Source organism: Cnuibacter sp. UC19_7, assembly GCF_042699995.1.
In the GTDB taxonomy this organism is placed as follows: Bacteria; Actinomycetota; Actinomycetes; order Actinomycetales; family Microbacteriaceae; genus Cnuibacter.
The window spans coordinates 1,008,640-1,021,192 of sequence record NZ_CP170560.1 but is presented as its reverse complement, the minus strand read 5'-3'; the positions used below and the strand labels follow the sequence as shown (position 1 = coordinate 1,021,192).

The 12,553-nt window shown below is 68.7% G+C and carries 14 protein-coding genes; 13 read left to right on the top strand and 1 reads right to left on the bottom strand.

What is annotated here, in order from left to right:
* The first annotated feature begins 86 nt into the window (after window positions 1-86).
* From ACFJGV_RS04780 to ACFJGV_RS04745, 8 genes are all read left to right on the top strand, one after another.
* Window positions 87-935 (top strand): nitrilase-related carbon-nitrogen hydrolase, encoded by an 849-nt coding sequence (locus ACFJGV_RS04780; protein ID WP_378147235.1) that lies wholly within the window; start codon window positions 87-89, stop codon window positions 933-935.
* Between the two features lie 56 nt (window positions 936-991).
* A complete protein-coding gene (gene hydA, locus ACFJGV_RS04775; RefSeq protein WP_085019992.1) occupies window positions 992-2,428 on the top strand; it encodes a dihydropyrimidinase in 1,437 nt (478 codons plus the stop codon).
* Window positions 2,429-2,475: 47 nt separating this feature from the next.
* A complete protein-coding gene (locus ACFJGV_RS04770; protein ID WP_378147233.1) occupies window positions 2,476-3,492 on the top strand; it encodes a TIGR03842 family LLM class F420-dependent oxidoreductase in 1,017 nt (338 codons plus the stop codon).
* Window positions 3,489-4,361 (top strand): ABC transporter permease, encoded by an 873-nt coding sequence (locus tag ACFJGV_RS04765; protein ID WP_378147232.1) that lies wholly within the window; start codon window positions 3,489-3,491, stop codon window positions 4,359-4,361. The genes ACFJGV_RS04770 and ACFJGV_RS04765 overlap by 4 nt, the downstream gene beginning before the upstream one ends.
* Complete coding sequence (locus tag ACFJGV_RS04760; RefSeq protein ID WP_378147230.1) at window positions 4,358-5,194, top strand: ABC transporter ATP-binding protein; 837 nt, start codon at window positions 4,358-4,360, stop codon at window positions 5,192-5,194. Before ACFJGV_RS04765 ends, ACFJGV_RS04760 begins: the two co-directional genes overlap by 4 nt.
* Window positions 5,191-5,964, top strand: coding sequence for an ABC transporter permease (locus ACFJGV_RS04755; protein ID WP_378147229.1), 774 nt, complete (start codon window positions 5,191-5,193; stop codon window positions 5,962-5,964). The genes ACFJGV_RS04760 and ACFJGV_RS04755 overlap by 4 nt, the downstream gene beginning before the upstream one ends.
* A gap of 84 nt (window positions 5,965-6,048) precedes the next feature.
* Window positions 6,049-7,200, top strand: a complete 1,152-nt coding sequence (locus ACFJGV_RS04750) for an ABC transporter substrate-binding protein (protein ID WP_378147227.1) — start codon at window positions 6,049-6,051, stop codon at window positions 7,198-7,200.
* Between the two features lie 132 nt (window positions 7,201-7,332).
* On the top strand, window positions 7,333-8,664 hold the full coding sequence (locus tag ACFJGV_RS04745) for an aspartate aminotransferase family protein (protein WP_378147225.1): 1,332 nt from the start codon (window positions 7,333-7,335) through the stop codon (window positions 8,662-8,664).
* Window positions 8,665-8,746: 82 nt separating this feature from the next.
* Here ACFJGV_RS04745 and ACFJGV_RS04740 read toward each other — a convergent pair whose 3' ends face one another.
* Window positions 8,747-8,872: a hypothetical protein gene (locus ACFJGV_RS04740; RefSeq protein ID WP_378147223.1), complete on the bottom strand. Its 126-nt coding sequence runs from the start codon at window positions 8,870-8,872 to the stop codon at window positions 8,747-8,749.
* A 114-nt stretch (window positions 8,873-8,986) separates the two neighbouring features.
* On the opposite strand from ACFJGV_RS04740, the gene ACFJGV_RS04735 reads away from it, so the two are divergent.
* From ACFJGV_RS04735 to ACFJGV_RS04715, 5 genes are all read left to right on the top strand, one after another.
* On the top strand, window positions 8,987-9,925 hold the full coding sequence (locus tag ACFJGV_RS04735; RefSeq protein WP_378147222.1) for a LysR family transcriptional regulator: 939 nt from the start codon (window positions 8,987-8,989) through the stop codon (window positions 9,923-9,925).
* Between the two features lie 36 nt (window positions 9,926-9,961).
* Window positions 9,962-10,477 (top strand): YceD family protein, encoded by a 516-nt coding sequence (locus ACFJGV_RS04730; protein WP_378147221.1) that lies wholly within the window; start codon window positions 9,962-9,964, stop codon window positions 10,475-10,477.
* A 74-nt stretch (window positions 10,478-10,551) separates the two neighbouring features.
* The gene (gene rpmF / locus ACFJGV_RS04725; RefSeq protein WP_085019985.1) at window positions 10,552-10,755 is read left to right on the top strand and encodes a 50S ribosomal protein L32; all 204 of its coding nucleotides are present in this window, start codon (window positions 10,552-10,554) and stop codon (window positions 10,753-10,755) included.
* Window positions 10,756-10,807: 52 nt separating this feature from the next.
* Window positions 10,808-11,536, top strand: a complete 729-nt coding sequence (gene rnc / locus ACFJGV_RS04720; RefSeq protein WP_378147220.1) for a ribonuclease III — start codon at window positions 10,808-10,810, stop codon at window positions 11,534-11,536.
* Window position 11,537: 1 nt separating this feature from the next.
* Window positions 11,538-12,551 carry an Fpg/Nei family DNA glycosylase gene (locus tag ACFJGV_RS04715; protein WP_378147219.1) on the top strand — a complete coding sequence of 338 codons (1,014 nt, stop codon included), beginning with the start codon at window positions 11,538-11,540 and terminating at the stop codon, window positions 12,549-12,551.
* Window positions 12,552-12,553 lie beyond the last annotated feature (2 nt).

The window sequence follows — 12,553 nt, the reverse complement described above, 5'->3', positions numbered from 1 at the left end:
GAAATGTTCAGGCTCAATAATAACAAAACGATCCGATTCGCAAAGAGGCGATTCCGACGACTGGGCCAGATGAGGGAGGAACCACCTTGACGGTTGTGCGTGCAGCGCTCACTCAGACGAGATGGACGGGCGACAAGGACTCGATGCTCGACAAGCACGAGCAGTTCGCGAGGGACGCGAAGGAGCAGGGGGCGCAGGTCATCTGCTTCCAGGAGCTGTTCTACGGTCCGTACTTCGGCATCACGCAGGACAAGAAGTACTACCGGTACGCCGAGGCGGCCGACGGCCCCATCGTGCAGCGCTTCGCCGCTCTGGCGAAGGAGCTCGAGATGGTGATGGTGCTCCCGATCTACGAGGAGGCGGAGATCGGCGTCTACTACAACACCACCGTCGTCGTGGATGCGGACGGCACGATCCTCGGCAAGTACCGCAAGCACCACATCCCTCACGTCGACCGCTTCTGGGAGAAGTTCTACTTCCGCCCGGGCAACATGGGCTACCCGGTGTTCGACACCGCGGTGGGCCGCATCGGCACGTACATCTGCTACGACCGGCACTTCCCGGAGGGCTGGCGGGAGCTCGGCCTGAACGGAGCCCACATCGTGTTCAACCCGAACGCGACGAAGCCCGGCCTGTCGAACCGTCTCTGGGAGGTCGAGGGCCCCGCCGCCGCGGTCGCCAACGGCTACTTCGTGGTGCAGCCCAACCGCGTGGGGCGCGAGGACAACGAGTACGGCGACCTCGCGGTCGACTTCTACGGCACCAGCCAGGTGATCGACCCGCGCGGCAACTTCGTGGGGGAGCGCGGCTCGGGCACCGAGGAGGAGCTGCTCATCCGCGACCTCGACATGGACATGGTCCAGGAGATGCGCGACGACTGGCAGTTCTACCGCGACCGCCGGCCCGACTCGTACACCGCGATCCCGCAGCCGTAGCCGACCCGACCTCGCGAAGAAGCGACGAAGAGGACGAAGAGAAGGAGCCCGAACCCATGGCCACCACCCTCATCACCGGCGGAACCGTCGTCAGCGCCACCGGGCGCGGACAGGCCGACGTGCTGGTCGACGGCGAGACCATCGCCGCCGTGCTCGAGCCGGGCAGCGTGCTGCTCGGCACCGACCTGAAGTCCACGGTCGACACCGTGATCGACGCGACGGGCAAGTACGTCATCCCCGGCGGCATCGACGCCCACACCCACATGGAGATGCCCTTCGGCGGGACGTTCGCGTCCGACACGTTCGAGACGGGCACCCGCGCCGCGGCGTGGGGCGGGACGACCTCGATCGTCGACTTCGTGGTGCAGTACCCGGATCAGAACATCCTCGACCAGTACCACGCCTGGCACGAGAAGGCGGCGGGCAACTGCGCGATCGACTACGGCTTCCACCAGATCCTGTCGGATGTGCAGGACTCGTCGCTGACGGCGATGGACGAGTTGATCGAGGAGGGCGTGACGAGCTTCAAGCTCTTCATGGCCTACAAGGGCGTGTTCCTCTCCGACGACGGCCAGATCCTGCGGGCGTTCCAGAAGGGCGCGTCCAACGGGGCGATGATGATGATGCACGCCGAGAACGGCGCGATCATCGACGTGCTCGTCAAGCAGGCGCTCGAGGCGGGCAACACCACCCCGTACTTCCACGGCACCACGCGCCCGTGGCAGGCGGAGGAGGAGGCCACCCACCGCGCGATCATGCTCGCCGACCTCACCGGGGCGCCGCTGTACGTGGTGCATGTGAGCGCGAAGCAGGCGGTCGAGCAGATCGCCGGGGCGCGCGACCGCGGACTCAACGTCTTCGGCGAGACCTGTCCGCAGTACCTGTACCTCTCGCTCGAGGACCAGCTCGGCGCGACCAGCGAGGAGTGGGGCGACTTCGAAGGCGCGAAATGGGTGTGCTCGACTCCGCTGCGCTCGAAGCACGAGGGGCACCAGCACCACATGTGGCAGTCGCTGCGCACCAACGACATCCAGATGGTGTCGACCGACCACTGCCCGTTCTGCATGAAGGGACAGAAGGACATGGGGATCGGCGACTTCTCCAAGATCCCGAACGGGATCGGCTCAGTCGAGAACCGCATGGACCTCATGTACCAGGGTGTGGTCACCGGCCAGATCACGCTCGAGCGCTGGGTGGAGATCACCTCCACCACCCCCGCGCGGATGTTCGGCATGTACGGCAAGAAGGGTGTCATCCAGCCCGGCGCCGACGCCGACATCGTGGTCTACGACCCGAACGGCCACACCTCGATCGGCCTGGGCAAGGCGCACCACATGAACATGGACTACTCCGCATGGGAGGGATATGAGATCGACGGCCACGTCGACACCGTCCTCTCGCGTGGCAAGGTCATCGTCGACGACGACCAGTACATCGGCGCCAAGGGCGACGGCAAGTACTTCAAGCGCGGCCTGAGCCAGTACCTGGTCTGAGCGCTCGGCCCATCCATCCACCCACCGGATCCGAGGAGACACACAACATGGAATTCGGCGCGGTCGTTCAGACCAACCCACCTGCAGCCCGCACCGTCGGGCTCGCGAAGCTCAGCGAGCAGTACGGCTTCGACTACTTCTGGACCTTCGACTCGCACCTGCTCTGGCAGGAGCCGTACGTCATCTACAGCCAGATCCTGGCCGAGACGCACAAGATCAAGGTCGGCCCGATGGTGACGAACCCGGCCACCCGCGACTGGACCGTCACGGCGTCGCACTACGCGACCCTCAACGAGATGTACGGCAACCGCACGATCTGCGGCATCGGCCGCGGCGACTCGGCGGTGCGCGTCACCAACGGCGCCCCGACGACGCTGAAGACCCTGCGCGAGTCGATCCACGTCATCCGCGAGCTCGCGAACTCGCGGGCGGTCGAGTACAACGGCGCGACGCTGCAGTTCCCGTGGAGCCACGGCTCCGAGCTCGATGTCTGGGTGGCCGCCTACGGCCCGCTCGCGCTGAAGCTCACCGGCGAGGTCGGCGACGGGTTCATCCTCCAGTGCGGCGACGTCGACATCGCGAAGTGGATGATCGACCATGTCCGCGCCGCGGCCGAGAACGTGGGCCGCGATCCCGACGAGATCGCCTTCTGCGTGGCGGCGCCCTTCTACATCGGCGACGACTGGGAGCACATGCGCGACCAGTGCCGCTGGTTCGGGGGGATGGTCGGCAACCACGTCGCCGACATCGTCTCCAAGTACGGCGCCGACGGCGCGGTGCCGCAGGCCCTCACCGACTACATCAAGGGCCGCGAGGGCTACGACTACAACGAGCACGGTCGCGCGGGCAACTCGCACACCACGTTCGTGCCCGACGAGATCGTCGACCGGTTCTGCGTCATGGGCACGGCCGAGCAGCACATCGAGAAGCTGAAGCAGTACGCCGAGATCGGGGTCACCCAGTTCGCCGGCTACCTGCAGCACGACAACAAGGAGGAGACCCTCCGCGTCTACGGCGAGACCGTCATGCCCGCCCTGCGCGACCACATCACGGCCAAGTCATGAGCAGATCGGCGCTCCGCGGGGTGCTGCTCGGCGCGGCAGGCGTCGTGTTGCTGGTCGTGATCTGGGAGGTCTACAAGGCGCTCGGCCCGTCCGGGGGAGTGGTCGTGGGCGGGCTCACCGTCCTCCCGCGCACCACCGACATCGCGATGCCCCACGTCTGGGACATGGCCGCCAGCTTCGGCCAGGCCGTGCAGGGCAACAAGGGCAAGACGGTGTTCGGCGCGGTGCTCGAGGCCTCCGGCTTCTCGCTCGGCATCGCGGCGGTGGGCTGGGTGGTCGGCGTCGTCGTCGGCCTGCTGCTCGCCATCCTCATGCAGCGCTTCCGCACCGCGGAGTCGGCTGTCCTGCCGTGGATCGTCCTCAGCCAGACCGTGCCGCTCATCGCCATCGCGCCTCTGGTGAAGCGCTGGGGGTCGCAGATCGAGATCGGCGCGTTCAGCTGGGAGGACTGGATGTCGGTGGCGGTCATCGCGTCGTACCTCGCCTTCTTCCCGGTGTCGGTCGGCGCGCTGCGCGGGCTGAACTCGCCCGACCGCATCCACGTCGAGCTGTTCCGGACGTACTCGGTGGGCTGGTGGCGCACGCTGTTCCGCCTGCGACTGCCGGCGAGCGTGCCGTACCTGCTGCCGGCGCTCCGGCTGGCCGCCGCCAACGCCGTCATCGGCACCGTGGTGGCGGAGGTGTCGATCGGGCTCCGCGGAGGCATCGGCCGCATGATCATCGAGTTCGCCCAGCAGGCGTCGGGAGACCCCGCACGCACCTGGGCTCCAATCTTCGGAGCCATCGTCGTCGGCCTCATCGCCGCCGGCTTCATCGGCCTCATAGGCCTGGTGCTCCGCCGCTTCCGCAGAGGGGAGGTGCCCGCGTGACCGACGCGAGCACGACGCAGGGGGCCGCCACGGCGGCCGTCCAGGTGACGGGGGTCGACAAGATCTTCACCACCAAGAAGAAGACGACCGTCACCGCGCTGGAGAAGATCGACCTCACGGTAGCCCCGGGCGAGTTCGTCTCGCTCATCGGGCCGTCCGGCTGCGGCAAGTCGACGCTGCTCCGGCTGATCGCCGACCTCGAGACGCCGAGCACCGGCACGCTCACCGTCTTCGGCAAGACCGCGCGTCAGGCGCGCCTCGACCAGGAGTACGGCATCGCCTTCCAGCAGGCCGGACTCCTGCCCTGGCGGACCGTCCGCGGCAACATCGAGCTGCCGCTCGAGCTGCACAAGATGCCGGCCGCGGCTCGCCGGTCGCGATCGGATGAGCTGCTCGGCATGGTGGGGCTCGTCGACTTCGCCGACAACTACCCCGACCAGCTCTCCGGAGGCATGCAGCAGCGCGTCGCCATCGCCCGCGCCCTCGCCGAGAGCCCGAAGCTGCTGCTCATGGACGAGCCGTTCGGCGCGCTCGACGAGATGACCCGCGAGCGGATGCAGACCGAGCTGCTGCGGATCTGCGGCGAGACCGGGGCGGCCGTCGTCTTCGTCACCCACTCCATCCCGGAGGCGGTGTACCTCTCCGATCGCGTGGTCGTGATGTCGCCGCGGCCCGGACGCATCCGCGACATCCTGCCCGTCAAGCTCGGCTCGGCCGACGAGCGCGGTGAGGGTCTGCGCGAGGAGGCCGGCTTCTTCGACGCGGTGAGCAAGGTGCGCGAGCTGCTGCACGGCGAGGCGCCCGTCGGCGTCAAGGGAGTGGAGAACCGATGAGGGACTCGTCGAGCCTCGCGCGCACCATCGTGGCGCCGGTGCTGCTCGGCATCGTCGCCCTCGCGCTCTGGCAGCTCCTCGTGGTGCTCCTCGATGTGAAGCCCTTCGTCGTGCCCTCGCCGGTGGCGATCGCGGGGTCGTTCGGCGCGAGCCTCCCGACCGTGGTCCAGGGCGCGCTGGTGACCGGGGGCAACGCGCTGGTCGGGCTCATCCTCGGGTCCGTCGTCGGCATCGTCTTCGCCATCATCGCGGCGCTGGTGAGGGTCGTCGACGAGCTGAGCGCGGCCGTCATCGCCGCGCTCGCGGTGGTGCCGATCGTGGCGCTCGCGCCCGTGCTGTACTCGATGTTCGGCGCCAACGTCGAGACCGGGCGCCAGCTGGTCGCGGCGATCGCGGTCTTCATCCCGATGTACCTGAACACCCTGCGCGGCCTCCGCCAGGTGCGTCCCGTGCACCGCGACCTCATGACCGCGTACGCCGCGTCGCCGTGGCAGACCACGCGGTACGTCACGCTGCCCGGTGCGCTGCCGTTCCTCTTCACGGGACTGCGGATCGGCTCCAGCCTCGCCGTCATCTCCGCCCTCATCGCCGAGTACTTCGGCGGGCCGGTGGGCGGGCTCGGGAAGTCGATCACCACCGCCGCCTCGAGCAGCAACTACAGCCTCGCCTGGGCCTACGTGCTCGGCGCGATCATCGTCGGACTCGTCTTCTACTGCGCCACGCTGGCGCTGGAGATGCTCGTCACCCGACGCCACCGTCCCGCGACCTGATCCGGGAGACCCGGCCGACGCGCACCGATCGGCCGGAGGCAGCACCGCACCACATCCGAAGCACCAGCATCAAGGAGGAAAGCAGTGAAACGCAGCACACGTCTCATCACCGGCGTCGGCGCACTCGCCGTCACGGCGCTCGCGCTCGCCGGTTGTTCGACCGGCGGCTCCGACGACACGTCGTCGACCGATTCGGCGTCGGGCGATCTCACCCCCGTCAAGCTGCAGCTGCAGTGGTATTCGCAGGCGCAGTTCGCCGGCTACTACGCGGCCCTGTCGCAGGGGTACTACAAGGACGAGGGCCTCGACGTCCAGATCCTCGAGGGCGCGGCCGACATCGTGCCGATCGACGTGCTCACCTCGGGCGACGCCGACTTCGCGATCTCGTGGGTTCCCAAGGTGCTCGGCTCGATCGAGCAGGGTGCGGCGGTCACCGACATCGCGCAGATCTTCGAGCGGTCCGGGACCACCCAGATCTCGCTCAAGGACAAGAACATCACCGACGCCGCGGCGCTCAAGGGCCACACCGTGGGCAGCTGGGGCTACGGCAACGAGTGGGAGCTCTTCGCCGGCATGGACAAGGCCGGTGTCGCGCTGTCCGACATCTCGCTCGTGCAGCAGGCGTTCGACATGAACGGCTTCCTTGCCGGCGACATCGACGCCGCGCAGGCGATGACGTACAACGAGTACGCCCAGGTGCTCGAGACGACGAACCCCGCCACGGGCAAGCTCTACCAGCCCAGCGACCTCAACGTCATCAACTGGAACGACGAGGGCACGGCCATGCTCCAGGACGCGATCTGGGCCGACTCCGACCGCCTCTCGAGTGACTCCGCCTACGCCGACACCGCGGTGAAGTTCATCAAGGCGTCGATCAAGGGCTGGGCCTACGCCCGCGACAACCCGCAGGAGGCGGCGACCATCGTCACCGACTCGGGATCGCAGCTCGGCGCGAGCCACCAGCTGTGGATGACCAACGAGGTCAACAAGCTGATCTGGCCCAGCGAGAACGGCGTCGGCATGATCAACCAGAAGGAGTGGGACCAGACGGTCTCCATCGCGAAGGGGACGCCGAACGAGACCGGCTCCACGATCATCACCTCCGACCCGCCCGCCTCCGCGTTCTCGAACGAGTACGTCGAGAAGGCGCTCCAGGAGCTGAAGGACGAGGGCGTCGACGTCAACGGCACCGACTTCAAGCCCATCGACGTCGAGCTGAAGGAGGGCGGCAACTAGCCGCCACTCACCTTCCTGATCCGTCACTCTCGGCTAGTTGCGGGCCTCCGCACCAGTCGAAAGTGACGGATCAGGATCAGCACGACCCGCACCACCACCGCACGACCCGCACCACACCACGAAGGACACACCGTGACTCTCGACCCCGCCGACCAGCAGCTCGCCCTCGAGCTCGACCGCGCCCACGTCTTCCACTCCTGGTCGGCCCAGGGGTCGCTCAAGCCGATGGTCATCGCCGGCGGAGCCGGTTCGACGGTCTGGGACTTCGAAGGACACGAGTACCTCGACTTCTCGAGCATGCTCGTCAACACCAACATCGGACATCAGCACCCCGCCGTGGTCGCCGCGATCAAGGAGCAGGCCGACGTGCTCACGACCGTCGGGCCCGCGTTCGCGAACCTGACCCGGGGTCAGGCGGCCGAGCGCATCCTCGCCCGGGCCGGCGACGGCTTCACGAAGGTGTTCTTCACCAACGGCGGGGCGGATGCGAACGAGAACGCCATCCGGATGGCCCGCCTCTACACGGGGCGCGACAAGGTGCTCTCGATGTACCGCTCGTACCACGGCAACACCGGCGCGGCGATCGTCGCGACCGGCGACTGGCGGCGCATCCCCAACGAGTACTCGCGCGGCCACGCGCATTTCTTCGGCCCGTTCGCGTACCGCTCGGAGTTCTGGTCGGCCAGCGTGGAGGAGGAGGGCGAGCGTGCCCTGCACCACCTCCGCCGGGTCATCCAGGCCGAGGGTCCCGCGTCGATCGCCGCGATCCTGATCGAGACCGTGCCCGGCACCGCCGGCGTGCTGGTCCCGCCGCCCGGCTATCTGGCGGGGGTGCGGGCGCTGGCGGATGAGTACGGCATCGTCCTCATCTTCGACGAGGTGATGGCCGGGTTCGGTCGCACGGGCGGCTGGTTCGCGTTCCAGTCCCTCGCCGAGGACGGCGAGGTCGTCGCTCCCGATCTCATCACCTTCGCCAAGGGCGTCAACTCCGGATACGTGCCCGCGGGCGGCGTCATCATCTCGCCCGCGATCGCGGAGCAGTTCGACGACGCGGTCTACCCCGGAGGCCTCACCTACTCGGGTCACCCGCTCGCCATGGCCGCGATCGTGGGCGCGCTCGACGCGATGGAGTCCGAGGGCATCGTGGCGCACGCCGCGCACGTGGGCGCCGACCTGCTCGCGCCGGGTCTGGCGGAGCTGGCGGAGAAGCACCCGACCATCGGCGAGGTGCGCGGCCTGGGCGTGTTCTGGGCGCTCGACCTCGTGGCCGACCGCGGCACCCGCGAGCCGCTGTCGGCATCCGGCATCGGAGCGCTCAAGAGCGACCTGCTCGCGCGGGGCCTGCTGCCGTTCACGGCCGACAATCGCATCCACGTCGTGCCGCCCTGCGTCGTCACCGACGACGAGGTCGCGCGAGCGCTGGCGATCTACGACGAGGCCCTCACCGCCTTCGAGAAGGCCTGACGCGAACACGCAGGGGCCCCGGCCTCACCTCGACCAGCGGTCGACGTGAGGCCGGGGCCCCTTCAGTTCGGTACGGCGGCGCTCAGGCCCGGGCGACCTGGTTCGTCCGGATGGCGGGGGTGCCGTACCCGTCGAGGACCGTCTCGACGAGGGAACCCGCGATGGCGATGACGGCCAGGGCGGCGAGGAGGATGAGGAAGACGAGCATGGCGGGACCTTTCTGTGCGAGACGGACGGGATTCGTTGCGTCTGCAACAATTGTCGCGCCCGGGTCGCTTTAGCACAATCGCATAATCCTGAACTGCCCGTGTAGGATCCCTTCATGGACGTACGGAGACTCGAACTCCTCCGAGAGCTGGCTGAACGCGGCAGCATCACCGAGGTCGCGCGGGCGACCCACCGCACCCCGAGCGCCGTCTCGCAGCAGCTGCGCGTGCTCGAGCGCGAGGCGGGACTGCCCCTGACCGAGAAGTCCGGGCGAGGCATCGTCCTCACCGACGCGGGCCGCGCGCTCGCCCGCAGTGCGGCCGACATCGCGGTCGCGATCGAGCGTGCCGAGGCGCTCTGGGACGAGTTCCGCAACGACCCCACCGGCGAGGTGTCGCTGTCCACCTTCCCGACGGGTGGGCAGATGCTGCTCCCCGGACTGGTGAAGCGACTCGACGCCCTCGGCGGTCTGGTGCTCACCTGCGCCGACCGCGACGTCGACTCCGCCGAGTTCCCCGTGCTCACGGCCGACTTCGACATCGTGCTCGCCCACTCGCCGACCGATCCGCCGCAGAACTGGAACTCGACCGAGGTCACCGCGGTGAAGCTCATGACCGAGCCGCTCGACATCGCCCTCCCGCCCGGCCATCCCCTGGTGGAGAAGGAGGTCCTCGACCCCGAGGACCTCGTCGGCGAGCAGTGGATCGGCGTGCCCTGGGGCTACCCGTTCGAGCGCACCATCCAGGACATCTCCGCCGCCGCCGGCTCGCCCATGGACGTGGTGCAGCGCTTCGGCGACACGCGCGTGACCGAGGCGTTCGTGGCGGCCGGGCTCGGGGTGGCCGTGCTGCCCTGCTACACCGCGGGCGGCGCGTACCGCGACCAGATCGTGCTCCGCAACCTTCGGGGCGTCGTCGCCGAGCGTCACATCTTCGCGCTCATGCGCCCGGACCGCGCCGAGCGTCTCGCCGTGCGCACCGTGATCGAGGCCCTGCAGGCGGAGGCGGCGGAGGTCATCGACGCGAACCGCCACCGCAACCCGCCGAGCGAGTAAAATGCTTCGGTGAGTACGTTCAAGAAGACGCCGTTCATGCTGAACGTCCGCGACCTCGAGCGACGCCCGGGCGAGATGCGGGAGAAGGATCTCGATGTCACCCTCGACGCGCGGATGGGCGAGGGTCTGCTCTCCGTCCAGGAGGGTTCGACGCTGCACATCGACGCCCGTCTGGAGTCGGTGCACGAGGGGATCCTCGTCACCGGCGAGGTGACGGGCGTGGCCGAGGGCGAGTGCGGACGCTGCCTGCGCGACATCACCGAGCCCGTCGAAGTCGAATTCCAGGAGCTTTTCGCGTATCCTTCTGAGGAAGCTTTTGACTATGTGGTCGAGGCCGACCATGTCGACCTCGAACCCCTGGTCAGGGATGCGGTGGTGCTGTCGCTGCCGTTCCAGCCGGTGTGCAGCCCGGATTGTCCCGGCCTCGACCCCGCCACGGGGGAGCGGCTGCAGGAGAATGCAGAGGGTGCGTCATCCTCCAACGCAGACCCCCGGTGGGCGGCGCTGGCCGGCCTGGCAGCTTCCGCAGACCCGGACGACGAGAAGCACTGACTCGGGTCAAGAGCCTGGCGCGGTGACATGCGCCCGGCACGACCCCGACGACGAGAAGAAGAGAGACGATACCCATGGCTGTTCCCAAGCGGAAGAAGTCGCGTTCGAACACCCACGCCCGACGCTCGCAGTGGAAGGCCGAGGTCCCCACCCTGGTCAAGACCGTCGAGAACGGCAAGACCACCTACAGCCTCCCGCACCGCGCGAAGGTCGTCGAAGACAGCGCCGGTACGCCGCTGTTCCTCGAGTACAAGGGCCGCAAGGTCGCCGACGTTTGATCCGGCGCAGCCGGTGCTCGGCATCGGCGCATCGGAGGAAGGCGCGAAGCGCGTGACCTCCCCTCAGCAGCGAGCTGGAGGAGACCACGGCGCGTCGCGCCTTCTGTCGACCCTGCAGATCGAACTCGATCTCGATCTGCTCGATCTCGCCCTGACCCATCGCTCGTACTCGTACGAGCACGGCGGCATCCCCACGAACGAGCGCCTCGAGTTCCTCGGCGACTCCATCCTGGGCCAGGCCGTCACGGTCATGCTCTACAGGTCGTACCCCGACCTCGACGAGGGCGAGCTCGCGAAGCGGCGAGCCAGCCTCGTCTCGACGGTCGCGTTGGCCGACATCGCCCGAACCATCGGGCTCGGCGAGCACATCAAGCTCGGCAAGGGCGAGGAGCTGACCGGCGGTCGCGACAAGTCCTCCATCCTCGCCGACGCGGTGGAGGCCATCATCGGGGCGACCTACCTCGACCGCGGACCGGACGTGGCGACCGCCCTGGTGCTGCGCCTCGTCGATCCCCTGGTGAAGGATCCACGCCGTTTCGGCATCTCGATGGATCCGAAGACGGCCCTTCAGGAGGCGGCCGCCGAGCGCGGTTACGCGGCTCCGGTCTACTCGATCGAGTCGACGGGGCCCGACCACCAGAAGACCTTCATCGCCACGGTCACGCTCGAGCCCGCAGGCGCCGCTGGTTCGCCGGTCGCCGAGTCGGGTGAGGGCAGCAGCAAGAAGCAGGCCGAGATGAACGCGGCCGCGACCGCGTTCTCGACGCTCACCGAGCGCTGACGTGCCCGAGCTGCCCGAGGTCGAGGTGGTGCGGGCCGGGCTCGAGCCGGCCGTCACCGGCGCCGTCATCCTCGGTGTGGAGGTTTTCGAGCCGCGGTCGCTCAAGCGCCACGACCAGCTGCTGGGCGCCTTCGACGCGCTGCTCAGCGGTCGACGGATGCTGGGGGCCGGTCGCCGGGGCAAGTTCCTGTGGTTGCCGCTCTCAGCGGCCCACGGCGATGAGTCGCCGCTCGCGCTCGTCGCGCACCTGGGCATGAGCGGGCAGGTGCTGCTCCGCGAGCCGGGGTACGAGGAGTCGGGGCTGCTGCGCATCCGCCTGCACGTCGAGCACCCGGAGCACGGGGAGCTGTGGGTCAACTTCGTCGACCAGCGGATCTTCGGATCGATGGCGGTCGACCGTCTCGTCCCCGCGCCCGACGGCCGGGAGGCCGGCTGGTTCGGCCCCGGGCTCGCCCACGACGTGGGCGATGTGGAGGCGGCCGTCGACGACGCGCTCGCTCCGCTCACGCCGTCGGCGCTCGCCGAGTGGCGGGTGGGCGTCCCGTCGCAGGTCGCCCACATCGCGCGCGATCCGCTCGATCCGGCGTTCGACGACGACACCTTCCTCGCGGCGCTGGCGAAGCGACGCACCGGGATCAAGCGCGCCCTGCTCGACCAGACTCTCGTGTCGGGCATCGGCAACATCTACGCCGACGAGTCGCTCTGGGCGGCACGGGTGCACTACGAGCATCCGACCGACCGGCTGCCTCGGGCCCGCGCCCGCCTCCTCCTCGCCGAGGTGCGCCTCGTGCTCGAGAAGGCCCTGGCCGAGGGCGGAACGAGCTTCGACGCCCAGTACGTGAACGTCAACGGCGCGTCGGGCTACTTCTCGCACAGCCTCAACGCCTACGGCCAGCAGGGGAAGCCGTGCCCGCGCTGCGGCACCCCGATCGTGCGCGAGCAGTTCATGAACCGTGGCTCGCACTTCTGCCCGCGCTGCCAGCGCCGCCCCCGCGCGCCCCGCTCCGCGGTGTGAGG